This window comes from Thauera aromatica K172 (assembly GCF_003030465.1).
Lineage (GTDB): Bacteria > Pseudomonadota > Gammaproteobacteria > Burkholderiales > Rhodocyclaceae > Thauera > Thauera aromatica.
Genome location: NZ_CP028339.1, coordinates 3,567,301 through 3,591,473, shown reverse-complemented (window position 1 = coordinate 3,591,473; position 24,173 = coordinate 3,567,301). Strand labels below are relative to the sequence as shown.

At 65.1% G+C, this 24,173-nt stretch carries 24 protein-coding genes; 15 read left to right on the top strand and 9 right to left on the bottom strand.

All coding sequences use genetic code 11. From position 1 onward, the window contains the following. Positions 1-7: 7 nt before the first annotated feature. Entirely contained in the window at positions 8-235 is a 228-nt protein-coding gene (locus Tharo_RS16885) for a ribbon-helix-helix protein, CopG family (protein WP_075147536.1), read from the bottom strand. Then, positions 232-498 carry a PIN domain-containing protein gene (locus Tharo_RS16880; protein ID WP_107222203.1) on the bottom strand — a complete coding sequence of 89 codons (267 nt, stop codon included), beginning with the start codon at positions 496-498 and terminating at the stop codon, positions 232-234. The genes Tharo_RS16885 and Tharo_RS16880 overlap by 4 nt, the downstream gene beginning before the upstream one ends. 104 nt (positions 499-602) lie before the next feature. Here Tharo_RS16880 and Tharo_RS16875 point away from each other — a divergent pair, with 104 nt between their 5' ends. Next, positions 603-1,307: an ABC transporter ATP-binding protein gene (locus Tharo_RS16875; RefSeq protein ID WP_107222202.1), complete on the top strand. Its 705-nt coding sequence runs from the start codon at positions 603-605 to the stop codon at positions 1,305-1,307. Between the two features lie 12 nt (positions 1,308-1,319). On the opposite strand, the gene Tharo_RS16870 is transcribed toward Tharo_RS16875, so the two are convergent. Continuing rightward, a complete protein-coding gene (locus tag Tharo_RS16870; protein ID WP_107222201.1) occupies positions 1,320-2,042 on the bottom strand; it encodes a uracil-DNA glycosylase family protein in 723 nt (240 codons plus the stop codon). Positions 2,043-2,155: 113 nt separating this feature from the next. After that, a complete protein-coding gene (locus Tharo_RS16865; protein WP_327359736.1) occupies positions 2,156-3,511 on the bottom strand; it encodes an AmpG family muropeptide MFS transporter in 1,356 nt (451 codons plus the stop codon). A 120-nt stretch (positions 3,512-3,631) separates the two neighbouring features. Between Tharo_RS16865 and Tharo_RS16860 the strand changes: the two genes are divergently transcribed. Continuing rightward, positions 3,632-3,949, top strand: a complete 318-nt coding sequence (locus tag Tharo_RS16860) for a hypothetical protein (RefSeq protein WP_075147541.1) — start codon at positions 3,632-3,634, stop codon at positions 3,947-3,949. Between the two features lie 102 nt (positions 3,950-4,051). On the opposite strand, the gene metW is transcribed toward Tharo_RS16860, so the two are convergent. Both metW and metX read right to left on the bottom strand, forming a co-directional pair. Next, on the bottom strand, positions 4,052-4,642 hold the full coding sequence (gene metW, locus Tharo_RS16855; protein WP_075147542.1) for a methionine biosynthesis protein MetW: 591 nt from the start codon (positions 4,640-4,642) through the stop codon (positions 4,052-4,054). A gap of 83 nt (positions 4,643-4,725) precedes the next feature. Further along, the gene (metX, locus tag Tharo_RS16850; protein WP_075147543.1) at positions 4,726-5,853 is read right to left on the bottom strand and encodes a homoserine O-succinyltransferase MetX; all 1,128 of its coding nucleotides are present in this window, start codon (positions 5,851-5,853) and stop codon (positions 4,726-4,728) included. A 198-nt stretch (positions 5,854-6,051) separates the two neighbouring features. On the opposite strand from metX, the gene thiS reads away from it, so the two are divergent. The 5 genes from thiS (at position 6,052) to Tharo_RS16825 (ending at position 10,522) form a co-directional block, all read left to right on the top strand. After that, complete coding sequence (thiS, locus tag Tharo_RS16845; protein ID WP_075147544.1) at positions 6,052-6,255, top strand: sulfur carrier protein ThiS; 204 nt, start codon at positions 6,052-6,054, stop codon at positions 6,253-6,255. A gap of 108 nt (positions 6,256-6,363) precedes the next feature. Beyond that, positions 6,364-7,149 carry a thiazole synthase gene (locus tag Tharo_RS16840; protein ID WP_107222200.1) on the top strand — a complete coding sequence of 262 codons (786 nt, stop codon included), beginning with the start codon at positions 6,364-6,366 and terminating at the stop codon, positions 7,147-7,149. After that, positions 7,146-7,895 carry a tRNA (guanosine(46)-N7)-methyltransferase TrmB gene (gene trmB / locus Tharo_RS16835; protein WP_107222199.1) on the top strand — a complete coding sequence of 250 codons (750 nt, stop codon included), beginning with the start codon at positions 7,146-7,148 and terminating at the stop codon, positions 7,893-7,895. The genes Tharo_RS16840 and trmB overlap by 4 nt, the downstream gene beginning before the upstream one ends. 40 nt (positions 7,896-7,935) lie before the next feature. Beyond that, positions 7,936-9,786, top strand: coding sequence for a signal peptide peptidase SppA (gene sppA, locus Tharo_RS16830; protein ID WP_107222198.1), 1,851 nt, complete (start codon positions 7,936-7,938; stop codon positions 9,784-9,786). Positions 9,787-9,892: 106 nt separating this feature from the next. After that, on the top strand, positions 9,893-10,522 hold the full coding sequence (locus tag Tharo_RS16825) for a YbhB/YbcL family Raf kinase inhibitor-like protein (protein WP_107222197.1): 630 nt from the start codon (positions 9,893-9,895) through the stop codon (positions 10,520-10,522). 84 nt (positions 10,523-10,606) lie between these two features. Here the strand turns inward: Tharo_RS16825 and Tharo_RS16820 are convergent, their stop codons facing one another. Further along, positions 10,607-11,632 (bottom strand): helix-turn-helix transcriptional regulator, encoded by a 1,026-nt coding sequence (locus Tharo_RS16820; RefSeq protein ID WP_107222196.1) that lies wholly within the window; start codon positions 11,630-11,632, stop codon positions 10,607-10,609. Between the two features lie 69 nt (positions 11,633-11,701). On the opposite strand from Tharo_RS16820, the gene Tharo_RS16815 reads away from it, so the two are divergent. The 4 genes from Tharo_RS16815 to Tharo_RS16800 all read left to right on the top strand — a co-directional run bounded on the left by Tharo_RS16815 (position 11,702) and on the right by Tharo_RS16800 (position 14,844). Beyond that, on the top strand, positions 11,702-12,289 hold the full coding sequence (locus Tharo_RS16815; RefSeq protein WP_107222195.1) for a phosphatase domain-containing protein: 588 nt from the start codon (positions 11,702-11,704) through the stop codon (positions 12,287-12,289). A 118-nt stretch (positions 12,290-12,407) separates the two neighbouring features. Then, positions 12,408-13,058, top strand: coding sequence for a hypothetical protein (locus Tharo_RS16810; RefSeq protein ID WP_107222194.1), 651 nt, complete (start codon positions 12,408-12,410; stop codon positions 13,056-13,058). Positions 13,059-13,374: 316 nt separating this feature from the next. Then, on the top strand, positions 13,375-13,824 hold the full coding sequence (locus Tharo_RS16805; protein ID WP_107222193.1) for a hypothetical protein: 450 nt from the start codon (positions 13,375-13,377) through the stop codon (positions 13,822-13,824). Positions 13,825-13,905: 81 nt separating this feature from the next. Beyond that, entirely contained in the window at positions 13,906-14,844 is a 939-nt protein-coding gene (locus Tharo_RS16800) for an FtsZ/tubulin family protein (RefSeq protein WP_107222192.1), read from the top strand. A 209-nt stretch (positions 14,845-15,053) separates the two neighbouring features. Here the strand turns inward: Tharo_RS16800 and Tharo_RS16795 are convergent, their stop codons facing one another. Then, on the bottom strand, positions 15,054-16,376 hold the full coding sequence (locus Tharo_RS16795) for an ISL3 family transposase (RefSeq protein WP_107222118.1): 1,323 nt from the start codon (positions 16,374-16,376) through the stop codon (positions 15,054-15,056). Between the two features lie 54 nt (positions 16,377-16,430). Between Tharo_RS16795 and Tharo_RS17620 the strand changes: the two genes are divergently transcribed. Then, on the top strand, positions 16,431-16,655 hold the full coding sequence (locus tag Tharo_RS17620; RefSeq protein ID WP_159051730.1) for a hypothetical protein: 225 nt from the start codon (positions 16,431-16,433) through the stop codon (positions 16,653-16,655). A 54-nt stretch (positions 16,656-16,709) separates the two neighbouring features. After that, positions 16,710-17,387, top strand: coding sequence for an HhH-GDP family DNA glycosylase (locus Tharo_RS17615; RefSeq protein ID WP_159051729.1), 678 nt, complete (start codon positions 16,710-16,712; stop codon positions 17,385-17,387). A gap of 246 nt (positions 17,388-17,633) precedes the next feature. On the opposite strand, the gene ppk2 is transcribed toward Tharo_RS17615, so the two are convergent. Then, entirely contained in the window at positions 17,634-18,845 is a 1,212-nt protein-coding gene (gene ppk2 / locus Tharo_RS16790) for a polyphosphate kinase 2 (RefSeq protein ID WP_342749568.1), read from the bottom strand. Positions 18,846-19,130: 285 nt separating this feature from the next. On the opposite strand from ppk2, the gene Tharo_RS16785 reads away from it, so the two are divergent. Next, complete coding sequence (locus Tharo_RS16785) at positions 19,131-21,248, top strand: PQQ-dependent dehydrogenase, methanol/ethanol family (RefSeq protein ID WP_107222190.1); 2,118 nt, start codon at positions 19,131-19,133, stop codon at positions 21,246-21,248. A gap of 756 nt (positions 21,249-22,004) precedes the next feature. Then, positions 22,005-24,128, top strand: a complete 2,124-nt coding sequence (locus tag Tharo_RS16775; RefSeq protein WP_245881072.1) for a TonB-dependent receptor family protein — start codon at positions 22,005-22,007, stop codon at positions 24,126-24,128. Positions 24,129-24,173: the final 45 nt, after the last annotated feature.

The following is a 24,173-nucleotide window of genomic DNA, read 5'->3' as shown; positions in this document are numbered from 1 at the left end:
GCAAGCGCTACGGCAGCGGCGGGGAAGACGCCTTCTCCAGCAGCGCCAGTCCTTCCGCTTCGCGCCCCCGGCCGCGCTGGGCACGCATGACAAAACGGGTTTCCGTATCGAATTCAGCCAGCATCAGGGTGGCCATCTCATCGACCAGTCGATTGACGCTCATGCCCCTCGCCTGGGCGAGCGCCTTGAGCCGCCGATACTTGTCGTCAGGCAGGCGCACAGTCAGTGCCGTCATGATTGCAGTTCCTCCACAAAGGTCTCGGGTGAACAGATACGCAAGTGCGGGAAATTCAGCTCCATCTGGCGAAAGTCCTTCAGATTGCGCGTTACGATCATGTCCGCGCTGCCAGCGACAGCCAATTCAACGAGGTGATTATCGCCCTCGTCACGCAGATTGGGTCGCCAGGCGTAATAGATCCGTACCCACTCGCATCGGGCCAGGAAGATATCCAGGAGCGCCTCGCGCTCGGCGATGTTCAGGCGACTGCGCTCGAACAATTGAAAAAGGGGGCAGGTTCAAAAAATGGGTGCACTGAGTTCGCTGCTTTCGTTGCTCTCCGCCCCCAAGGGGTTTCGCTCCGCCTGGCGCGGGGCATGCTGACATGGAAGGCATCCGCATCGAAGGCCTGCGCAAGCGCTATGGCAGCGGCGACACCGCGGTCGAGGCGCTCAAGGGCGTGGACATGGTGGTGGCGCCCGGCGAAGTGGTCGGCCTGATCGGCCCTTCCGGCTCGGGCAAGAGCACGCTGCTCAAATGCCTGGGGGCGGTGATCGAACCCAGCGCCGGGCGCATGACCCTGGGCGGGGAGGCGATCTACGACGAGGGCTGGAAGATCCGCGACCTGCGCGCGCTGCGCCGCGACCGGATCGGCTTCGTGTTCCAGGCGCCCTACCTGATCCCGTTCCTCGACGTCACCGACAACGTCGCCCTGCTGCCGATGCTCGCCGGGCGGCCGAACGCGGAAGCGAGAAAGCGCGCCCGCGAACTGCTCGAGGCGCTCGACGTCGGCCACCGCGCGCGGGCGATGCCTTCCCAGCTCTCCGGCGGCGAACAGCAGCGGGTGGCGATCGCGCGCGCCCTGGTCAGCCGCCCGCCGGTGATCCTCGCCGACGAACCGACCGCGCCGCTCGACAGCGAACGGGCGCTGGGCGTCATCCGCATCCTCGACCGCATGGCGCAGGAGTACGACACCGCGATCATCGTCGTCACCCACGACGAGAAGATCATTCCCACCTTCCGCCGCCTCTACCACATCCGCGACGGCCGCACCTACGAGGAGGCCGGTGAGGGGCGGGCGCTGGGCTGAAGCGGGTCGGGCTCAGTCCTGCCATACGCCCAGTTCGACGAGCTGCCGCGTCGCTGCCTCGGCCCAGCCGCGGTTGGCCGCGGGGCTGGCCGGGCTCGGATGCAGGATGCGGCCGAAGCGCAGGCCGGGCAGGTCGGCGAGCGCCTCGGTGGCGCGCTTTTCCGCCCAGTTGCCGATGCCGATCACCCATTCCGGCCGGAGGGTGGCGACCAGGGTGCGCAGGTGGGCGTCGCAGGCCGCCAGCAGCGGGCGCTGTTCGGCGGTGGCGAGCTTGTCGGGAGTGAGGTTGCGGCCGCCCTCGAAGAACGCGAGGGGGCAGTAGTTGGCGACGAAGTGTGCGGCGAAGAAGGCGCCCGGGGTGCCGAAGCGGGTGCGGAACAGGCCCCACAGGCGCTGGCCGCTGACTTCCGAGCGGGGGCACGCGAAGCCTTCCACCGGGCGCTTGGGGTTGGGCTGCGCGGGCTGGCCGACAGCCCCTTCCAGGCCCAGCCAGTCGCGCGCGCTGGCGATCTCGCCGAACGGCACGCCGATCTGCGCCATGCCGAAGGGGCCGGGGTTCATGCCGACGAAGATGACGCGCTTGCGCCCTTCGCCGAAGCGCTCGAGATAGCGGTGGTGGATCGCCCAGGCGTAGTCGAGCGGGTTGTAGACGTGGGTCACCGGAGCGCCGAAGCGCATCGCGTCGACGGCTGCGGACAGGGTGCGGGCGGCGGTGATGAGGGTGGGAGCGGTCATGGTCGGCGCAGGTTCGGGGACGGGCATCGGCGAATGGGAGGGGGCGGGCATCGGCGAATGGAAGGGCGCGCGGGGACGTGCAGGTGCGCAAAAGGAGGGCGGCCGGCGGGCGCTCAGGCTCCGGTGGCGGCGGGGGTGGCGGCGCGGTCACCGTTCCACGGCGCCACTTTGAGCAGCAGTACCATGCCGGGCACGGCGAGGAGGAAGCACAGCCAGAAGAAGTGGGTCCACCCCAGCGCTTCGACCAGCCAGCCGGCGGTGGCGTTGATGAAGGTGCGCGGCACCGCCATCAGGCTGGTAAACAGCGCGAGCTGGGTCGCGGTGTACGCCGGGTGGGTGGCGCGCGCCATGAAGGCGACGAAGGCGGTGGTCCCTAGCCCGGCGCCGACCGCTTCGCCGGCGATCACGGTGGCGAGCACCACCAGCCGCGCCGGGGTGGAGTCGCCCGGGCCCAGCCAGGCCATCCACACGAAGCCGAGGATGGTGACGAACTGGACCACGCCGAAGATCCACAGCGCGCGGTTGATGCCGAGCTTGAGCATCCAGATGCCGCCGAGGATGCCGCCGATCACCATCGGCCACAGCCCGGCGTTCTTGGCGATGACGCCGATTTCGGTCTTGCTGTAGCCCATGTCGAGGTAGAAGGGGGTGGCGAGCGCGGTGCACAGCGAGTCGCCGAGCTTGTAGAAGAACAGGAAGGCGAGCACGAGCAAGGCCGAGCGCACGCCGTGGCGGCCGAAGAATTCGCGGAAGGGTTCGACCACCGCGTCGCGCAGGGTGCGCGGGGTGCCGGCGGCGGCGCGCGGCTCCTTCACCAGCAGGGTCATCGCCAGGCCGGGGAGCATGAAGGCGGCGGTGACCAGGAACACCTGCGTCCACGGCAGGTGGTCGGCGAGGATCAGCGACAGTGAGCCCGGCACCAGCCCGGCGATGCGGTAGGCGTTGACGTGGATCGCGTTGCCCAGGCCGAGCTCATCGTCGGGCAGGATCTCGCGGCGGAAGGCGTCGAGCGCGATGTCCTGGGTGGCCGACAGCAGCGCGATCGCCGCGGTGAGGCCGATCACCAGCGTCAGCTGCTCCACCGGCGACACCTGGCCGAGCCAGGCGATCGCGGCGAGCAGGCCGAGCTGGGAGACGAACATCCAGCTGCGCCGCCGCCCGAGCCAGGGCAGGATGCCGTAGCGGTCGAGCAGCGGCGCCCACAGGAACTTCCAGGTGTAGGGAAACTGGATCAGGGCGAAGGCGCCGATCGCCTTCAGCGACAGGCCCTCGGTCTTCAGCCACGCCGGCACCAGGTTGAGCAGCAGGTAGAGCGGCAGGCCGGAGGCGAAGCCGGTGAAGATGCACACCAGCATCCGGCGGTTGAGCAGGGCGGCAAGCCAGGCGGGGGCCCGGGAGGGCGATGCCGGAGAGGGCGATGCGGGGGAGGGCAAGGTGCGATTGATCTGTAGCAATGCGGGGCGGGCCATTATCGCAGATCATCGCCTTCCGGCCGCTTGATACAATCCGATACCAAGCTTGCGTCTGGCGCCATCTGCGCCAACAATGCGCGCAAGCGGAAATTCCCCGCTTCGAGGAGGTAGCTTTAGATGCCCTATTCAGTGACCGTGGTCTTCGGTGGTGAGCGCGAATATCGGTTCACGCCGCAGGATGCGGAAGTGGCGGCGATGACCAAGGATCAGGCCCGGGTCTGGCTGACGCAGGAGTTCGAAGATCTCGGGTGCACGCCGACCAACCCGATGGGCAAGGTGCTGATGCTCGACATGATCCTCAGCGTCGCCAAGAACGGCGGCGAGTCGCGCTTCGAGCAGCGCAGCGAATGGGCGAAAAAGTATGCCGTCGTGGCTGCCGCGGCGCTCGAACGGCCGCTTGTGCGCGTCGATGTCTCGTCCTTCGTGGTCGGCTGAAGGCGCCGTCCGCCGGTTTCCGGGCGCGCGCCCAGTTGCCGCCCTCGTTGGTCCACGCGCTTCAGCCCTGGCGGGCGGCGGTTTTCCGCCGCCCGCGTGCTTTCAGGCGCCGCGTCCGAGCCGGTAAACCGCCACGCTGGCGAGGAAGTTGGGTTCGTCGAGGACCAGCTTGCCCTCGTCGAAGGCCAGGCGCTCGCGCACCTCGATGGCGTTCAGCTCGCACAGGGCGTCGAAGTCGGCGATGGTGAAGAAGCGCACGTTGGGCGTGTTGTACCACTGGTGCGGCAGGCTCTCGGAGACCGGCATGCGGCCGTTGATGATGCTCTGGCGGTGGCGCCAGTAGCCGAAGTTGGGAAAGCTCACCACCGCTTCGCGGCCCACCCGCAGCATCTCGGCGAGGATGCCCTGGGTATTGTGCATGGCCTGCAGCGACAGACTCATGATCACATGGTCGAAGAAGCCGTCCTCCAGCCCCACCAGGCCTTTTTCCAGGTCCATCTGGATCACGTTGACGCCGTTCCGCACGCTCGCCAGGAGCTTGTCGGGGTCGTTTTCCACCCCATAGCCCTGGACCTGGCGCACGTCCATCAGGTGGCGCAGCAGCGCGCCGTCGCCGCAGCCCAGATCAAGCACCTTCTCGCCGGGCTCGATCCATTGCGTGATCACTTCGTAGTCGTAGCGGTAGGAGGTCATATCAGTATGCGCCGAGCCGTCTCAAGCGTACTGACGCCCCCCTGGGGGGCAGCGAACGCAGTGAGCGTGGGGGTTGTATCAATTTAGACCTCGATGCGGTCGAACCAGGCCGACAGCAGCGCGTGGTAGTGCGGCTCGTCGAGCAGGAAGGAGTCGTGGCCGGCCGGGCAGTCGACTTCGGCGTAGCTGACGTTGCGCCGGTTGTGCAGCAGCGCATAGACGATCTCGCGCGAGCGCTCGGGCGAGAAGCGCCAGTCGGTGGTGAACGACACCACCAGGAAGTCCGCGCTCGCGCGTGCCAGCGCCGCAGACAGGTTGCCGGCATAGTCGAAGGCGGGGTCGAAGTAGTCGAGCGCCTTGGTCGTCAGCAAATAGGTGTTGGCGTCGAAGTAGCCGGCGAACTTGTCGCCCTGGTAGCGCAGGTAGGACTCGATCTCGAACTCGACGTCGTAGCTGTAGGTGTTGCGGCCGTGGCGCAGGCTGCGGCCGAATTTCTCCGCCATCGAGTCGTCGGACAGGTAGGTGATGTGGCCGACCATGCGTGCCAGCTTCAGTCCGCGCGCGGGGACCATGCCGTGCTCGTAGTAGTGGCCGCCGTGGAAGTCGGGGTCGCTGAGGATGGCCTGGCGGGCGACTTCGTTGAAGGCGATGTTCTGCGCGGTGAGCTTGGGTGCGGCGGCGATCACCGCGACCTTGCGCACGCGCTCGGGAAACTGCAGCGCCCACGACAGCGCCTGCATGCCGCCGAGGCTGCCGCCGACGATCGCGGCGAAACGCTCGATGCCGAGCTGGTCGGCGAGGCGCGCCTGCGATTCGACCCAGTCTTCGACGGTGACGAAGGGAAAGTCCGCCCCCCACGGCTTGCCGCTGGCCGGGTTCGGCTGGTTGGGGCCGGACGAGCCGTAGCAGCCGCCGAGGTTGTTCACGCCGATGACGAAGAACTTGCGCGTGTCGAGCGGCTTGCCCGGGCCGACCAGGTTGTCCCACCAGCCGACGTTGTGCGGGGCGTCGGCATAGGTGCCGGCGACGTGGTGCGAACCCGACAGGGCGTGGCACACCAGCACCGCGTTGTCGCGTGCGGCGTTGAGCGTGCCGTAGGTTTCATAGACGAGATGGTAGCGCTCCAGCGTGCCGCCGCTGCGCAGCGCCAGCGGCTGCGAAAACTCGGCCCGCTGCGGCGCCACCACGCCGACCGATCGGGGTTGGATCATGTTCGTCATGTGCAAAACAAAAAACCCAGTCGGCTGCAAACGCGGACTGGGTGCCCTCGCTTTAGCCGTATTTGTTGAGCGCCCGCAAGCTGGTGATCAAATCGGCGCAAGGTGGCGGAAAGTTAGCGCCCGGTGCGGGAAAAGTCAAACGGCGCGGTATGTTAAGATTTTCCCCCGCACTTCATCGCATGCACCGACATGATCCAGGTTTTCATCAACGGCGAATCCGAAACCCTGCCGCCCGATCTCACCGTCTCCGCCCTGCTCGAAGCCCGCGGCCTCGCCGGCAAGCGCCTGGCGGTCGAGCGCAACGGTGAGATCGTGCCCAAGGCGCGCCACGGTGCAGTCACCCTCGCCGAGGGCGACCGGCTCGAAGTCGTCGTCGCCGTCGGTGGCGGCTGAGTCCGGCGCGGCCGCCGCCGGCGGCCTGAAGAGGGCGCTTTCCCGGCAGCTTTTGATCCGCCTCCCGGACCGTTTTCAAATTCATCCAGAACCACACAGGCCCACATCATGAACGACTCCCTGGTCATCGCCGGCAAGGCCTACGCCTCGCGCCTGCTGGTCGGCACCGGCAAGTACAAGGACTTCGCCCAGACCCGCGAAGCGATCGACGCCAGCGGCGCGGAGATCGTCACCGTGGCGATCCGCCGCACCAACATCGGCCAGAACCCGGACGAGCCCAACCTGCTCGACGTCCTGCCGCCGGAAAAATTCACCCTCCTGCCCAACACCGCCGGCTGCTACAGCGCCGACGACGCGGTGCGCACGCTGCGCCTGGCGCGCGAGCTGCTCGATGGCCATGCCCTGGTCAAGCTCGAAGTGCTGGGCGACCCGAAGACCCTGTTCCCGAACATGCCGGAGACGCTGAAGGCGGCCGAAACCCTGGTTCGGGACGGCTTCGAGGTCATGGTGTACTGTGCCGACGACCCCATTCAGGCGAAAATGCTCGAAGACATCGGCTGCGTCGCGGTGATGCCACTGGCGTCGCTGATCGGCTCTGGCATGGGCATCCTCAACCCCTGGAACCTGCGCCTGATCATCGACAACGCCAAGGTCCCGGTGCTGGTCGATGCCGGCGTGGGCACCGCGTCGGACGCCGCGATCGCGATGGAGCTGGGCTGCGACGGCGTGCTGATGAACACCGCGATCGCCGCCGCCGGCCAGCCGGTGCGGATGGCGGGCGCGATGCGCAAGGCGGTCGAAGCCGGGCGCGACGCCTATCTCGCCGGGCGCATGCCGCGCAAGTTCTACTCGGCCGACCCGAGCTCGCCGACGCAGGGGCTGATCGGTTCATGACGGGCACGCAAGACGCGCAGCAAGCGGTCGCCGGAGTCGAGATCATCGGCCGCGACAGTCCCGAGCACCGCTTTTCCAGCCGCAGCATCCGCAGCTTCGTGCTGCGCCAGGGGCGCATGTCCGAAGCCCAGCAGCGCTACCTCGACGACATGTTGCCGAAGATCGGTATCGACTACCGCGCCGCGCCGCTCGACCTCGACGCAGCGTTCGGCCGCCGCGCGCCGAAGATCCTCGAGATCGGCTTCGGCATGGGTGAGACCACGGCGCGCATCGCCGCGGCGATGCCCGACCACGACTTTCTCGGCATCGAGGTGCACACTCCCGGCGTCGGTGCGCTGTGCAAGCTGATCGCCGAAGGCGGCCTCGCCAACCTGCGCATCATCCAGCACGACGCGGTCGAGGTGATGCGCGACATGATCGCCGACGGCGCCCTCGCCGGCGTGCATGTGTTCTTCCCCGACCCGTGGCGCAAGAAGCGCCACTTCAAGCGCCGCATCATCCAGCCCGACTTCGTCGCCCTGGTCGCGCAGAAGCTCGCCCCCGGCGGCTACCTGCACTGCGCCACCGACTGGGAGGACTACGCCCACTGGATGCTCGAGGTGCTGTCGGCCGAGCCGGCGCTGGCCAATACCGCGGAGGGGTTCGCGCCGCGCCCCGGCCACCGTCCGCTGACCAAGTTCGAAAACCGCGGCCTGCGCCTCGGCCACGGCGTGTGGGACCTCGTGTTCCGCCGCCGCGCCGGCTGAGCGGGCCGCCCGCCCACCCGCCTACCGAGGACCGCCCGCCGTGCTGCGCGCCCTGTTCCGCTTCCTGTTCACCGTGCTGCGCACTTTCGTGCGCATGCTCGACCTGCTGCTGCGGGGCGCCTTCTATGCGCTGCTGATCTTCGCCATCGGCGCCGTGCTCGCCCTCTTCTTCCACCCCGGCCCCGCGCTGGCGCCAGGCTCGGCACTGGTGCTGCGCCCGGTGGGGACGATCGTCGAGCAGGCGGTGCTGGAGCCGCCGCTGGCGCTGTTGCGCGCCGGCGGCGCGCCGGGCGGGCAGGTGGCGCTCGCCGACCTGCTCGAGGCGGTGCGCAGCGCGCGCGACGACGAGCGCATCGCCGCGCTGGTGATCGAGACCGACGAGCTGCTCGGCGGCGGACTCTCCAAGCTCGCCGAACTGCGCGCCGCGATCGCCGACTTCAAGGCCTCGGGCAAGCCGGTCCTGGCGCGCGGCGAGCGCTTCACCCAGACGCAGTACTACCTCGCTTCGGTTGCCGACGAAGTGCACCTGTCGGCCGACGGTTTCGTCCTGCTGCGCGGGCTGGCGCGCTACGGCACCTACTTCAAGGGCGCGCTCGATACCCTCGGGATCAAGGTCCATGTGTTCCGCGTCGGCGAGTACAAGTCCTTCTCCGAGCCCTTCACCCGCAGCGACATGTCCGACGAGGACCGCGAATCCACCCGCGACCTGCTCGGCGGCCTGTGGCAGGTGATGCGCGACGACATCGCCGCCGGGCGCAAGCTCGCCCCCGAGGCGGTCGATGCCCACGTGCACGGCCTGCGCGCCGCGCTCGCTGCCAGCGGCGGAGACGCGGCACAGGCGGCGCTCGACGCCGGCCTGGTCGATCGCTTCAGCACCCGCGACGAATGGCGCGCGCGCCTGGTCGAAGCAGTGGGCACGGCGCCCGGCGGCAGGGAGGCGCGCAGCATCGACGCCGCCGACTACCTCGCCCTCATCGACCGCAACGCCGCGGGCGCGGATGCCCGGGTCGCAGTGATCGTCGCCCAGGGCACCATCGTCGACGGCATGGAAGCCGGCGGCGTGGTCGCCGGCGACACCTTCGCCCGCCTCATCCGCGACGCGCGCGAGGACGAACGGGTGAAGGCGGTGGTGCTGCGCATCGACAGCCCTGGCGGCAGCGCCTGGGCCTCCGAGCTGATCCGCCGCGAGCTCGAACTCACCCGCCGCGCGGGCAAGCCGGTGATCGCCTCAATGAGCTCGGTGGCCGCTTCCGGTGGCTACTGGATCGCCACCGGCGCCGACGAAATCTGGGCGGCGCCGGCCACGGTCACCGGCTCGATCGGCATCTTCGGCCTGTTCCCGGAGTTTTCCGAACCTCTGCGCCGGCTCGGCATCGGGGTCGATGGGGTGGCCACCGCGCCGCTCGCCGGCGCGCTCGACCCGCGCCGCCCGCTCGACCCCGACGCCGCCGCGGCGATGCAGCTCGGCATCGAGCACGGCTACCGGCGCTTCCTGGAGACGGTGGCGAAGGCGCGCGACATGGGCGTCGCCGAAGTCGACGAGGTCGCCCGCGGACGGGTGTGGACCGGCGCCGCGGCGGCCGAGCTGGGGCTCGTCGATCACCTCGGCGGGCTCACCGCGGCGGTTGCCGCCGCTGCCCGGCGCGCCGGGCTGGAGGACTACGAGCTGGTCTGGCCCGCTGCCGGTGAATCCATCGAGCAGCGCCTGCTGCGCCGGCTGATGCGTGCGGGCGAGCCGTTCGGCATCGATCTCGGCCGCGCCGGCGGCCACGCCGCGAATCCGGGCGCATTCGCCCTGCTGCTGGGGCAGATGCAGGCATCGGCCGCCGAGCTGGCGCGCTGGAACGATCCGCAGCACCTGTACCTGCACTGCCTGTGCGAGGCGCCGTAGCCGGCGCGCCGCCGCGGCCCCTGGATGGCCTGCCGGGGATGGCGCGCGCAAGCGGATGCCGTTCCCGCATGAGGCCGCGAAGCTTTCAACCCGTGAGGAGAACGCCATGAAACTGACCAGCCGGAGCTTCACCGACGGCGCCCCGATTCCGGGCGAATTCGCCTTCTGCATTCCGGCCGCAGAAGGCCGGGTATGCCTCGGCGGCAACCGCAACCCGCAATTGTCGTGGTCCGACGTGCCCGCGGGCACGAAGTCCTTTGCCCTGATCTGCCACGACCCCGACGTTCCCAGTCGCGGCGACGACGTCAATCAGGAAGGGCGGACCATTCCCGCCAGCCTGGCGCGGGTGGACTTCTACCACTGGCTCCTCGTCGACCTCCCGGCCGAGCTGCGCGAAATCGCCGCCGGCCAGTTTTCCGACGAAGTCACGCCCGGCGGCAAGCCCGGCCCGGCCGCGGCCCTCGGCGCGCGCCAGGGCGTCAACGACTTCACCCCCTGGTTCGCCGCCGACGAAACGATGAAAGGCGACTACCACGGCTACGACGGCCCCTGCCCGCCGTGGAACGACGAACGGCTCCACCACTACGTGTTCACCCTGTACGCCCTCGACGTGCCGCACTGCGCGGTCGCAGGGCGCTTCACCGGCGCCGGGCTGCGCGCGGCGATCGCCGGCCATGTGCTCGCCGAGGCGAAGCTCACCGGCTCCTACTCGCTCAATCCGGCGCTGGGCGGCTGAACGCGGCGCGGGCAGCTCTGCCCGCCCCTCCATCGCCCTGCGGGTGCGCAGCCGGGGGGCAATGGAGGGCATACGGGCCGATCGTCAGCCGGCCGCCTCCGGCGTCGTGCCCTGGTAGATCGCGGCCGCCTTGGCGGTCTGTGCGATCACCACCTGGCGCAGCGCGGCGGGTTCGAGCACTTCGACCTTGTCGCCGCAACCCAGCACCCAGCGCAGCAATTGTCCGGTTGCCGGTACGGTAGCCTGGACCACGACGTCGAACGGGCTGCCGTCGGGTTCGTCTTCGATGCGTTGACCCTCGGCGAGCGGGCAGTCGCGCAGCAACTCGGCCACATAGCCGCGGGCACGCAGACGCAGATCGAAATGCTTGTTCCCGGCAAAGTCCGCCTGCCCGCTCTCGATCAGTGTCTGCAGATCGAAGCCCGGCATGAGCCGGGCCGCCTCCTCGTTGACGGCCGAGCGCGTCATGCGGTGCAGTGCATACATGCGCAGGGGCTCATTCTCGTCGTTCTTCAGTGCGAACAGATACAGGCGGGGGCCACGCTGCAACAGTCCCTGAGGGTGCAACGTAGGCTGGGTGACTTTTCCCGCGTTGTCGCGGTAGCCGACCTTGAGCGTGCGTGAACAGGCGAGCGCCTCGAGCACGTCGGCCAGCACGCCGTTCCGGATCGCGGCCGGCAGCAGACGCTGGGTGTCGCTGACGATGCGCAGTCTGTCCTCCCCGAGGGCAAAACCGTTCTGCGGGTCGAGCAACTGCGGCCACAGAGTTTCGAGCCGTCGTATCGGCAGTGCACTCTCGACGAGGTTGCGCATTGCCCGACGGGCATAGTCCCAGACGTAGGGATCGGTGTCGTCGCGCTCATGCGTGCGCCGGTAGCGCAGGGGCTTGCCGCCGGGATTGACCGCTTCGATCGCACCTGCGCCGACCAGCTCCTCGAGGTCGCGCTGGATCGCCCGGCGCCGGGCGTTCGGGCTGGTATGCGCCTTGAAGTGTTCGGCTACACGGTCCAGCAGGCGGGCCGGGTCGGGACACTCCTCCGGACGAGCACGCGTGGGAATGATCCGTAACAGGGCTTCGAGGCGTTCGATGCGTTCCTTGTATGCCGCCATGCAACTGTTCTCCTTCGATGCGGAAACTATACGACATTTTATGACGTATCCGGATGGTTCAATGCCGTCATGGAAAACAGATATGACATCCACCCGATTCCTCCCGAGCCGTCTCGGCTGCCGTCGCGCAAGCTCCCGGACGCCTCCGTCCAGCCTCTCGGAGGCTGGGGAGAAATCGGGCTGTCCCTGTGTCCGGGACTGCAATCGGGCGATGGCTCGGGGGAGAGCCGGCAATGCTGTCTGGGTGAGGATCTGGTGCGCATCCGCGACTGGGGAGCCGCGCTCATCCTGACGCTGACCGAACCGCACGAGCTCAGTACGTCCGGCTCCGAACGCCTGGCGAGTGGCAGCGGACGTCTGGGTATGCAGTGGCGCCACCTGCCAGTCCGTGACCGTTATCCCCCCGGTCCCGCATTCGAAGATGGCTGGCAGGCGGTCGCGGGCGAGATCGGCGCGCTGCTGAGGACCGGCAGGCGCGTCCTTGTGCACTCCATCGGGGGGTTCGGGCGAGCCGGGACCGTGGCTGCATGCCTGCTTGTCGAGTCCGGCATGGGTCCCGAGCAGGCGGTTGAATGCGTGCGCATGGCCCATCCGCGTGCGATCGATAACGCGCTACAGGAGTGGTACGTCTGGAACTACCGTCCCTGTCTGCGTTGACGGTGAGCGGAGCTTCCAGCAGGACTTGTCCGTCGGTATGCGACGCAGTTTGTCGTATGGCAAAAATAGAATTTCTTCTGCCGCTCGATCCGGAGCGGGACACCGTCAAGAGGCAATCATGGCTGAAATCCCTTCGTCCCTCATCGCCCGGCAAAAAGCCGAACTCGAAACCTGGCATGCGGATGCCGCTGATATTGGCGACTTCATCGCTGGCGATGTCTGGGATGCGCTCGAGCGCAAGCTGGAAAACCTCACATCCGATGGCCTGATGTGGGATTTCGCCGATTTCATCCAGACCGGGCTCCTGATAACGCTGGCGATGCGTTTTGACGAAGCCTGCGAAAGATGGATTTCAAACCGCATCGAAGCGTTGAGCGACGCCATGCAGGCTGCCGCCGGACCGGTGTGGGACTTCGATACCGAACGCGCCAGCCTCGACAGCCTGAGAAAAGGCCTGCGCATTCGCCAGCGCATGACACCCAAGTTCGAACGGATCTTCGACACGGTCAAGCCCGGCTTCCTTCGCATGCTCGCGCGAGCGCTTGCAGACGATGCCGATTACGTTCTCGAAGACATGGACAAGGACGCACAAAAGGATGCGGCCAACCTGCGCGCGGCCTTCCACGCCGCACGCAGCGAAATTTCGGGTGAAATCGCCCGGCTTGCCGCCGACCTGCTACGGCGTACGCTCCACGACTACATGGCCGCCATGGCCACCGTCCAGAGCCGGTCTGGCACGGTCCGCGAGGAAGAGGCGGGGCATCGATAACTCCGCCCATGCTGACGGAACGGGACGGCGTGAGGGCATGGCTCCCGGGGGCGATGACACCGCCACGCCAGCCGCAGACCTGGCCGCGGTATCGAAAAGGGCGAGGAGCCAAGGTCATTCGTGCCTCTTCATGCAATATGCGTTTTTGGAGAACTTCCTGGCGGATGTCGTCACACCTTAACGCGACAATAAATGTCGTACTAGAGCGATAAGATGGGTTCCGATCGATGACGAAGGCGGTGAGGGCCGGTCGGGGCTGTTCCCTGCGGCCTGCATGCCAGCTCGGGCTTCCCTACAAAACATCAGGAGATTGGTCATGGTCATGTTAATCGAACACATAGATGCGATCGCCCGCAAGGAACAGCGCGATGTCCTGTATGTGCAATTCCATCAGCCGACATCCGATGAAGACCTCAAGGAAGAGAATGTCGATGGTCTTGGCTTCTTTGACGAACTTGACTGGGAGCATCTTCCGCGGCGGCAGCAGATCATCGGCTGGCTTGACGCACACGGCATCGGCTGGCGGCATTGCGCCGACTTCGCGAACGAGAACGGAATATTTCCCTACTTGGGACAGATCTACATCGACCTGCCGTACGATCCCACCTTACCTGCCTACAAGGAGCTGCGGGCATTTCTGGAGAATCCGGATGGCAGCATGCGATTTCCGGATGCCACCTTCTGCTACGTGCCTCTGGAGATGGCGATGAAGAATGCCGCGCACGATGAACCGGGTTTCTGGGAAGAGTGGGCCAAGAACTTCTGACCCATTGCAACACCCCGTTGATCGTTTTCCAGCCGGCTCGCCTTGAGGCCGCCGTCAATCACGAGTCATTACGAGATACTCATGCAAGCAGTAGAAATTGTGGGTCCCCCTCGGATCGTTCTGATGGGTGTGGGTGACGCAGGCTGCAACTTTCTTGATGCCCTGCTCTGCCTGCCCGGAGGTGAGCAGCTCGAATGCATGGCAGCCAACACCGACGCCGCTGCGCTTGCACGCAGTCACGCCTCGACGAAGCTGCACCTCGGCACATCCTGGGCCGGAACCGGGGGAATGATTTCCGCAGGTCGGGCCGCTGCCAAATCGTCTCGTCGAACGATTCGGAATGCATTGAAGCACCGCCACTTTCTCATCCTCGTCGCCGGGCTTGGGGGTGGAACCGGCACAGGCTCGACGCCGGTCATCGCCAAAATCGCGCGCAAGATGGGCATTCCCGTAATCGCAATCGTGACCCGACCGTTCTCCTTCGAAAACGGTCGCGAGCGGCTTGCACGAAAGGGACTGCGACGGCTCCGGCGCCAGACGGAGGCGGTGATAACGGTCAGCAATGATGAGCCCGGTGTGCGGCGCGGCCAGGATACAACCTTCAATCACATGTCCCGCCTCATCGACAAGGAAGTGATAAACCTTGTCCGTTGCTTCACCTCAACGATCCTGGAGCCAAGCATGGTCAATTGCGATCTCTCGAAGGTCCTCGATTGGCTGAAGGGGGCCGGGGAACTCTCCGCCCTGTGCATCACGGGGACAGGCGAATCCGCATTGCAGGATGTTCTCGCGGCCGTGCAGGCAGAAGACGGGATCGTCGCCCGGCAACTTGACGGAACGCGACGCGTCTTCGTCACGATCACGGAATCGTCTGCTCTGACCATGAGTTCGGTTCGGAAAATCGTCCGGACAATTGAGCAGTACCCTGCACCCGACGTGTTCTACATCTATGCAACGACCAGCGAACCGGACCTCGGTGTCGATCTGCGCGTGACGATGATTACCTCTCGAATCAGATAAAATTCACTTGGTTTATGTCAACAAAATATTTAGAATTTAGCGGAATACGGATTAGTCAGTTTTGAGCAACGGCGAGGCTTTCCCAGACGTTACAATACATACATACATACATACATACATACATACATACATTACTGCTCCTATTGTTCCGATGCGCCGAACCGACCACAAACAGAGGCTCTATGCCGTTTCCAGTGGAAATTGACTTCTCAACAGACATGACGGTAGCGCCCGTAGTCGCGGGGGATGGCCGGCACCAAGGGGTTGTTCGGTAGATGCTTGAGCTTAGACATGCGCAGGTAGGCCATGGCGATGAAGTTGTCGATGTTGCGGAAGCCTCGGGCGGCGGTCTTGGTCTGCTGGAGCAGACCGTTCATCGCTTCGACGTAGGCGTTGCTGCGACCGTCGAGCATGCCGCGTACGACGCCACCGAGGTGCGCCTTCAGCGTGGCGGCCAGCCGCTTGAAGGGCTCCAGGCGACTGCGGCGTGCCCAGCTCAACCATTTCGACATCGCCCCGTGCGCGAGCTCCTCGCTGTTGCTCGCGCCCGCTTCGCTGTAGACCAGGCGCAGTGCCTGCTTCAGGCGCCAGGCGCGCGCACTCTTCAGATTCGAACGCTGCAGCCAGTGCATCGCCTCGAACTGAGCGCGGGTCCAGCTCACCGGGTTCTTGCGCATCCCCCACAGCAGCTGGCGCAGCGTCTTCTTGCTCTGTGCGCCGACCGCTTCACGAACCGCTGCCGCGGAGCTGCGCATCTCTTCGCGTCGGACCTCGTCCATCGCCGCGCTTGCCAGCGCGACGACATGAAAGCGGTCGTAGCTGATCTGGGCATTGGGCAGCGACTGGCCGATCCCCTTGGCGTAGGCTGCGCTCATGTCGATGCAGGCATGCTCGATGGCCTGCGGGTCGCCGCCGTGCGCGCGCATGTCCTGCGCAAAGGCCTGCACCGTCACGTGATCGCGGCCTGGTGTGGCGAACAGCAAGCGCTTGGCTTCAAGGTCATGCACGACGGTGATGTACGCGTGCCCGCGCTTGACGCTGGTCTCGTCGATCCCGACGTAGCGCACGCCCGACATGTCGTCCTTGGCACGGGCCACCTCGACGTAATGGCGCACCCGACGCCACAGGCGCTTGGGCGCAACCCGCAACAGGTTGGCTGCCTGGCTCACCGGCATCTCCTGGCACAGCGACAGGCTCAGCGCCTCGAACAGCAGGGTAAAGCCGCTCCCCTCACGCGCCCACGGCACCGGCAACTGCGTGGTCTTGCCGCAGCCGTTGCACTGCACACGCGGGATCTCGGCATGCAGCCACGCTTCGAACTGAAAGAAATCCAGGTGACGCCAGCTGCGCCGCACGCGGTCGTGGACCAACTGGTGCTCGGCTCCACACGCCGGACACGCGGCACGACGACCGGTGTGCTCGACCTCGAAGTCGATCCGGCGCTTGCCCGTGTTGAGTTCGACCTTGGCAACGTGCCAGGGCGGCTGCAGGCCAAGTGCGGTGGTGAAGAGGGCTTCGATCTGGGTGTTCATGCGGTGCGAGGTTACGGTTACTGTCAGCGTTGGGCGGTTGTACCACCGATGCTCATGTCTGTTGAGAAGTCAATTTCCACTGGAAACGGCATAGAGCCCAAACAGAACGCCCTGTTCGGCTACGTGAATATCGATGGTCGTATTGCTGTCGAGCACCCGTTGGTTCGAGTGAAAGTGCTGGCCGATTTGGTGCTGTGTGTGATGCCGCCGATTTTCGATTCGCTTTATGCCGAAAGCGGCTGCCCCCTCAGCTATGAGTACGTTCAGTACGTTTATTAATTGCGCTATTTGATTGCCGAGTTAATAGCTTAATCGTTAGGTCAGGAAGCCAATATGCCAGTGGTAGCAGCGCAAAATCGTCTTTCCAGGATCATTCGCGTACTCGCTCGAACGAAGGTTCAGGAATTAAATCGCTTAAAACGGAATAGTTCCGATCTAGAGCGCGCCGACTTCCTTTGGCACTATTTACTGCAAAGTTTCGCAACAATGGGGCGCTCATCAGGTCGGCAAGGTCTCATCGAAAACCAAAACAACTATCGTCGCATTACGTATGAGGTCCTTGAGCTTCTGACTGATATTGCCCGCGCCACTGAGATCTACGATGTTTGTCGTATTGCGCGTATTCGAATGCCGGACAGGAAAGCACGTTTCATTCTCGGCTGCTTCGAGCACATCCGTGATCTGGGGGGGCCTGCAGCTGCCAAGGCAGCGCTGTTGTCCTGTGTCGGGCGGGAAAGCAAGATCCGGTTCTTAAAAGAATTTCCAGGGATCGGGCCCAAGTATGCTAGAAACATAATGATGGATGTGTATCATAAAGACTTTCGAGACAGTATTGCTATAGATGTTCGGATAAAATCTGTTTCGGCGTTGTTGGGGGTTTCTTTTCCTTCGTATTCAGCGCATGAGAATTTTTATCTTGAGGTTGCACGTCGTTCTGGAGTTAACGGCTGGGAGCTTGACCGAATCCTGTACAACTATAGAACCGAGGTTGAGCAGGCTTTGTCCTATTAACTGAGTTTCCCTCGGTTTTTCGTCTTCCAAAGGGTAGGTTTCATGCCAGGGTTTCCGCACTCGGAAGTCATAACGGATGAATTCCCAGCATTTTCATCCTGATGTCGTCATCCCAGGCCGCGCGCTTGTGCTTCTGGCGCAGGCTGGTCTTGACGGGGTCGGTCGCCACTCTGGGTCCGAAGCGCCGGCTTGCGCCGTGCGCTTCACGATGATCCGGCCGCCGCCCGCGCCACAGCGCGGGCCGGCTCAAAGCAGCGCGGTCGCTTCCTTCTCGCCGCGCTCATAGACCACGTTGGCGCGTCCGACCAGCAGCGGGTCGAGGGGGCCGATGGCTTCGGTGTCCTTGTTGGCGTAGGGCAGCTTGTGCAGCACGTAGCGCATCGCGTTGAGCCGTGCGCGCTTCTTGCAGTCGGACTTGACCACGGTCCATGGCGCGTCGGCGGTGTCGGTGTAGAAGAACATCGCCTCCTTGGCCTTGGTGTAGTCGTCCCACTTGTTCAGCGAGGCGAGGTCGATCGGCGACAGCTTCCACTGCTTGAGCGGGTGCTTCTCGCGCTCCTTGAAACGCCGGCGCTGCTCTTCGCGGCTCACCGAAAACCAGAACTTGATCAGGTGGATGCCGCTGCGCACCAGGGTGCGCTCGAATTCCGGCGCCTGGCGCATGAACTCGTTGTACTCGTCGTTGCTGCAGAAGCCCATCACCCGTTCGACGCCGGCGCGGTTGTACCAGGAGCGGTCGAACAGGATGATTTCGCCGGCGCTGGGCAGGTGCTGGATGTAGCGCTGGAAGTACCACTGGCCGCGTTCGGTTTCGGTCGGTTTCTCCAGCGCCACGACCTGCGCGCCGCGCGGGTTGAGGTGCTCCATGAAGCGCTTGATGGTGCCGCCCTTGCCCGCCGCGTCGCGGCCTTCGAAGACGATCACCACCTTCTGCCCGGTTTCCTTGACCCAGGCCTGCAGCTTCAGCAGTTCGACCTGGAGGTGGTATTTGTGCTTCTCGTAGTTCTTGCGCGACATCAGGTTCTTGTACGGATAGCCGCCCACCCGCCAGTCGGGGGTGAGCTGGTCGTCCGGCGCCACCGGCATTTTCGGCGGCGGCTCCTCGCCGTGCAGCAGGGTCTCGCGCAGCACCGCGGCGTCGTCCGGCGAGGCGCCCTCGAGGATCGCCGCCAGCGTCTGGGTCAGGGAGTCGATGCCTTCGCTGGCGACCCGGCGGACGATGTCGGACACCGCCACCGTCTTGGCGTCGCGCGCTGCGCCGACGGCCTGGTCGATCTCGAACCCGGCGATGCCTGCCGCGCTGTGTGCAGGGGCGATGTCGCCGGCGCGCGCGGGCCGGGGGGTTTCGACCCCGCCGGCGTGCTTGCTGCGCACCGCTCGCTTGCGTGAGGCCGGGACGGCGGCGTCCTTCTTGTGCTCGGTCTGCATCGGTTCGGGCTCCGTGGTGGTTATTGTCATGCAGTGTCGCGCAATAATGACAAAAGCAGAACTGCGGGGTGACGCACAGTAACGTGTAGATAGTTATTCAGGGCGGATCGTTTCTCAGTATGCCGAACCTTTGGTACCCTCGGGAACCTTCCGCCCGTGCCGCACTGCCACCGCGCTCGTCACAGCCCGTAACCGCCCCGCAAAATTAAGGCTTCTATACCGGTGCGGCATGTCGCTGCGACGGTGACAGTCGTGATTCATGTCGGAATCGATACCTTGCGCCGCAGTATCGAGTGACAGACGATGGGGAGACACATGAAGCTGCCGTCACGCCTGCACCTCGCTGGTGCCTGTCTGATCTTTCCGCTGGCTTTTGGCGCCAGCGCCGCCAGTGCCCCGGCGGCAGTCGATGCTGCACGCATCATCGCGGCCGACCGCGAGCCGGGTAACTGGATGAGCCACGGCCGCACCTACGACGAGCAACGCTACTCGCCACTCAAGCGTATCACCGACCGCAATGTCGGTGAGCTCGGCCTGGCATGGACCGCCAGGCTCGACATTGACCGCGGGGTGGAGGCAACGCCGATCGTGGTTGACGGTGTGATGTACACCACCGGTGCGAAGAGTATCGTCTATGCCTTCGATGCACGCTCCGGCACGCTGCTGTGGAAGTTCGATCCCGATGTGCCTGGTATCCGTATGTCCGAAGGCTGTTGCGATGTCGTCAATCGCGGCGTTGCAGTGTGGCAGGGCAAGGTCTACGTCGGTGCCTACGACGGCCGGCTGATTGCACTCGATGCACGCGACGGACGCAAGCTATGGGAGACCGACACAGTGGTCGACCACGCCCGTAGTTACACCATCACGGGTGCGCCACGGGTAGTCAAGGGGAAGGTGCTGATCGGTAACGGTGGTGCGGAGTATGGCGTGCGCGGTTATGTATCTGCCTACGATGCGGACACCGGCAAGCTGGCCTGGCGCTTCTACACCGTGCCCGGCGATCCGGCGCAAGAGAAAGACGACCGTGCGATGGATATCGCCCGTAAGACCTGGCACGGTACGGAGTACTGGAAGCAGGGGGGCGGAGGTACGGTGTGGGATTCGATGGCTTACGACCCCGAACTCGACCTGCTTTACATTGGTACCGGCAATGCGTCGTGGTGGAACCGCCAGGCCCGCTCCGAAGGCAAGGGCGACAACCTGTTCGTATCGTCAATTGTCGCACTGCGCCCCGACAGCGGTGAGTACGTGTGGCACTACCAGACCACGCCGGGTGACATGTGGGACTATACCGCCACCCAGCACATCATCCTGGCCGAGCTGCCGATCGACGGCAAGAAGCGCAAGGTGCTGATGCAGGCGCCGAAGAACGGCTTCTTCTACGTGCTTGACCGGACCAACGGCAAGCTACTGTCGGCGGAGAAGTTCGCGCCGGTCAATTGGGCCACCCATGTCGATCTTGCCACCGGACGGCCTGCGGTGGACGAGGAGGCTGCGAACTACCTGAAGGGGCCGAAGGTGATCTCGCCGGCCTTCATCGGCGCGCATAACTGGCACCCGATGTCCTTCAATCCTGCCACCGGGTTGGTCTACATCCCGATGCAAGAGACCGCCGGCATGCTGTCGGCGCCCGCCAATCCGGAGCGGGTTGCCCACAAGTCGGTGGTCAACCTCGGGGTGGATGTGCCCGACCTGCCGGAGGACCCCGAGGTGGTCAAGCAGATTGCCGCCAGCTTCAAGGGCAAGCTGCTGGCCTGGGATCCGGTCCAGCAGCAGGCGGTGTGGACGCAGGACTATCGCACCATCTACAACGGCGGTACGTTGAGCACGGCGGGCAATCTGGTATTCCAGGGTACGGCCGATGGTCGCGTGACTGCGTATGCGGCGGACAGTGGCAAGCTGTTGTGGTCGTCTCCGGCCAATACCGGGGTGATGGCCGGGCCGGTCACCTATGAGGTCGATGGCGAGCAGTACGTGACCTTCATGGCGGGCTGGGGCGGTATCTTTCCGCTGATCCTCGGGCCGCTGTCGCGTGAGGCCAGGGTGCAGCCCGAAGCCCGGGTGCTGACCTACAAGCTGGGTGGCAAAGTCGTGCTGCCGCCGCCGGCGCAGCTGCCGCAAGCGGTACCGCAACCCCCGGCCGTGACGGCCAGCGCCGAGGACCTGGCGGCCGGCCGCACGCTGTACAACGGCTTCTGCGGCGGTTGCCATGGTTTGAATGCGATTTCCGGCGGAGTGCTGCCTGACCTGCGCTATCTCGATGCGCGCAAGCACGCCCAGTTCAAGGACATCGTACTGATGGGCGCGCGCGCCGCCAAGGGCATGCCGCCTTTTGCCGGTACGGTCTCCGAGGCCGATGCCGAACGCATCCACCAGTACCTGATCAAGCGTGCGCACGACCTGCGGCAAGAGGCTGCCAGCGCCCGCCCCTGAGTCCCGCCGGGCACTGACTGTCTGCTGGTGCTCTACTACCAGCATCACGAGGAAGACAAGGCCTACAGCCGTGGCAAACGGGTCGCCGACAAGCTAGATCTTGAGTTCGATGCCGGCCTTATCCGCTACGTCCATTTCACCCGCTGGGGCGACTGCATCGTTGACCCACTGGTCATCCTGCCGTTTGGAAAACAGGGTGTCGATCTCGCTGGCAGCAAAACGTCCGGTATCGGCGACCTGATTTTCGGTGACACGCTGTGGACCATTGCCGACTTCGAAAGAAGTGAAGTCGAGTTCTACGAGGACGACCGCAAGACCGGCCGTCAGCGCGATCCGCTGCTGCAGATCCACACCCATCTGGGTGTGTCTTACCGCCACAGGAAACGGCATAGAGCCGAGGAACTCGGACTACCCGCGCAGGAGGCAGAGTTTTTCGAACAGAGCAAACGTAAGGGACCACGGAAAATGATGGGAGCAGTCTTTTTGGGTGGGCTATTCGGGGCAATGCTCCTGGACATGCCGATCGCCTTCGCAGCACTAATCGGTACCGTGCTGTTGGTGCTCATTCTTGGAAAGTTCGCCCCTCAGAGGGGCGTGCGGAAGGTGATCGCCGGCGCTAAGGGGGCTCGGGAAGGGGCGCCCCCCTGCCTGCCGAGGAACCTGCCCGTGAAGCTGACTTTTCAACCTGCCGTGCCTGCTTTCCACACAGTATGCCGCGCGCGGCAACGTACCAGTGCGCTCTCGCGCGCCTTACGCATCGCATTCCCCGGGGCCCTGGCGGGCTTCGCCTGTATTGCCGGCGCGCGGGATGCCGCGATGACGGATCAGGACGCGGCTGTGCTCAATCCGGTCGTGGTCACCGGCACGCCCATCGCTACCGGGAGCTTCGACCTGCCCTACGCGATCGATTCGGTGGACATGCGTTCCAACCAGGCGGGCCATCTCGGCGTCAATGCCTCCGAGGCGCTCGCCGGTGTGCCTGGTCTGGTGATCCAGAACCGCCAGAACTACGCGCAGGATCTGCAGATCTCGATCCGCGGCTTCGGCGCGCGCGCAGCGTTCGGTGTGCGCGGCGTCAAGCTCATCGCCGACGGCATCCCCGCCACCAATCCCGATGGTCAGGGTCAAGCGGCGACCTTCAACCTCGACACTGCCGAGCGCATCGAAGTCATGCGCGGCCCCTTCTCCACCGTCTACGGCAACCACGCTGGCGGCGTGATCCAGCTCTTCTCGCGCAAGGGCGAAGGCGAGCCGCGGGTGCGCGCAAGCGTGCTCGGTGGAAGTTGGGGCACGACCAAATTCGGTATAGGCGCCGAGGGTGAGAAGGGCGGCATCGGCTTCGTGCTCGACACCTCGCGTTTCGACACCGACGGCTACCGTGACCACAGCAAGGCTCGCCGGGACCAGGGCTTCGCCAAGCTGACGCTGAGCCCGGACGAGGACAGCACGCTGACCCTGGTGGCCAACGGCCTGCGGCAGCTGGATACGGAGGATCCGCTGGGAGTGACCTGGGAGACCTACGAGCGCGATCCACAGTCCCTAACAATCGATCCGCTCGACACCGAGATCCCGAAACGTTCCTATGGGGTTCGCTACGATACGCGCAAGAGCATCCACCATCTGCAGGGCGGCGCGACCTACGAACGCCGTTTCGGCGAGAATCGCCTGCAGCTGTCTGCGTATGCCGGCCGGCGCGCCGTGACCCAGTATCAATCCTTTTCCAGGGGCTTCCAGTCCAGCCCGCGTCATGCCGGTGGCGTGGTCGATTTCGACCGCGACTTCCATGGCATGGGCGTGCGCTGGATTTCGCAGCGCGCGATGGGAAGCGGTGAACTCACCCTGACCACCGGTATCGATTACGACCGCTCCGAGGATGATCGTCGTGGCTACGAGAACTTTGTCGGCACCACGCTCGGGGTGAAGGGGCGACTGCGCCGCGACGAACTCGACACCATCACCAGCATCGATCCCTACGTGCAGGCGCAGTGGAAAAGCGGGCCGTGGCAGTGGTCGCTCGGCGCTCGCCATTCACGGGTTTCTTTCAAGGTGGAAGACCGCTACATCAACGCTGACAACCACGATGACAGTGGCACTGTGCGCTTCAGCAAGACCACGCCGGCGCTCGGGGTGAGCTATGCACTAAACCCCGCGACCAGCCTCTATGCAAGTGTAGGCGCTGGCTACGAGACGCCGACACTCAACGAGCTTTCGTACGCGACGTCCACCACCGGCTTCAACTTTGGGCTGCGTCCGAGCACCAGTCGCCAGGCGGAGATCGGCATCAAGACCTTCGTGGCCGACAACGCGCGGATCAACGTCGCACTGTTTAGGATTGAGACCGAGGACGAGATCGTCGTGTCCGCCTCGGAGGAGGGCCGGACTAGCTACCAGAACGCCGGTCGCACGCTGCGCCAGGGCATCGAATTCGCCGCCCATGCAGAGCTGACGCGCACGCTGATGGCGCGCGCCTCGTTGACCTGGATGCAGGCCGAGTACGACGAAGAGTTCACCAGCCGCGGGACCACCGTTGCGGCCGGCAACCGCATTCCCGGCATCCCACGCCTTGCGGCGTTCGCCGAACTGGCTTGGCAGGTGACGCCGGGTGTGACGCTCGCTGGCGAGGTGTCACATCGCGGAGAGCTGAAGGTGAATGACCTCAACACTGACCGCGCTGCCCCGGCCTACACGCTCGTCAATCTGCGGCTGTCCGCCGAGCAGCACCAGGGGCCATGGACCTTCGGCCAGCTGCTGCGGGTCGACAACGTGCTCGACCGTAAACATGTGGGCTCGGTGATCGTAGGTGACGCCAACAAACGCTACTACGAGCCTGGTCCCGAGCGCAGCCTCTATGCTGGGGCGAGCGCAAGCTACAAGTTTTGAGCATCCTATCCCCCGCACAAGGGGAATAGGATGCTCAAAAAGTCG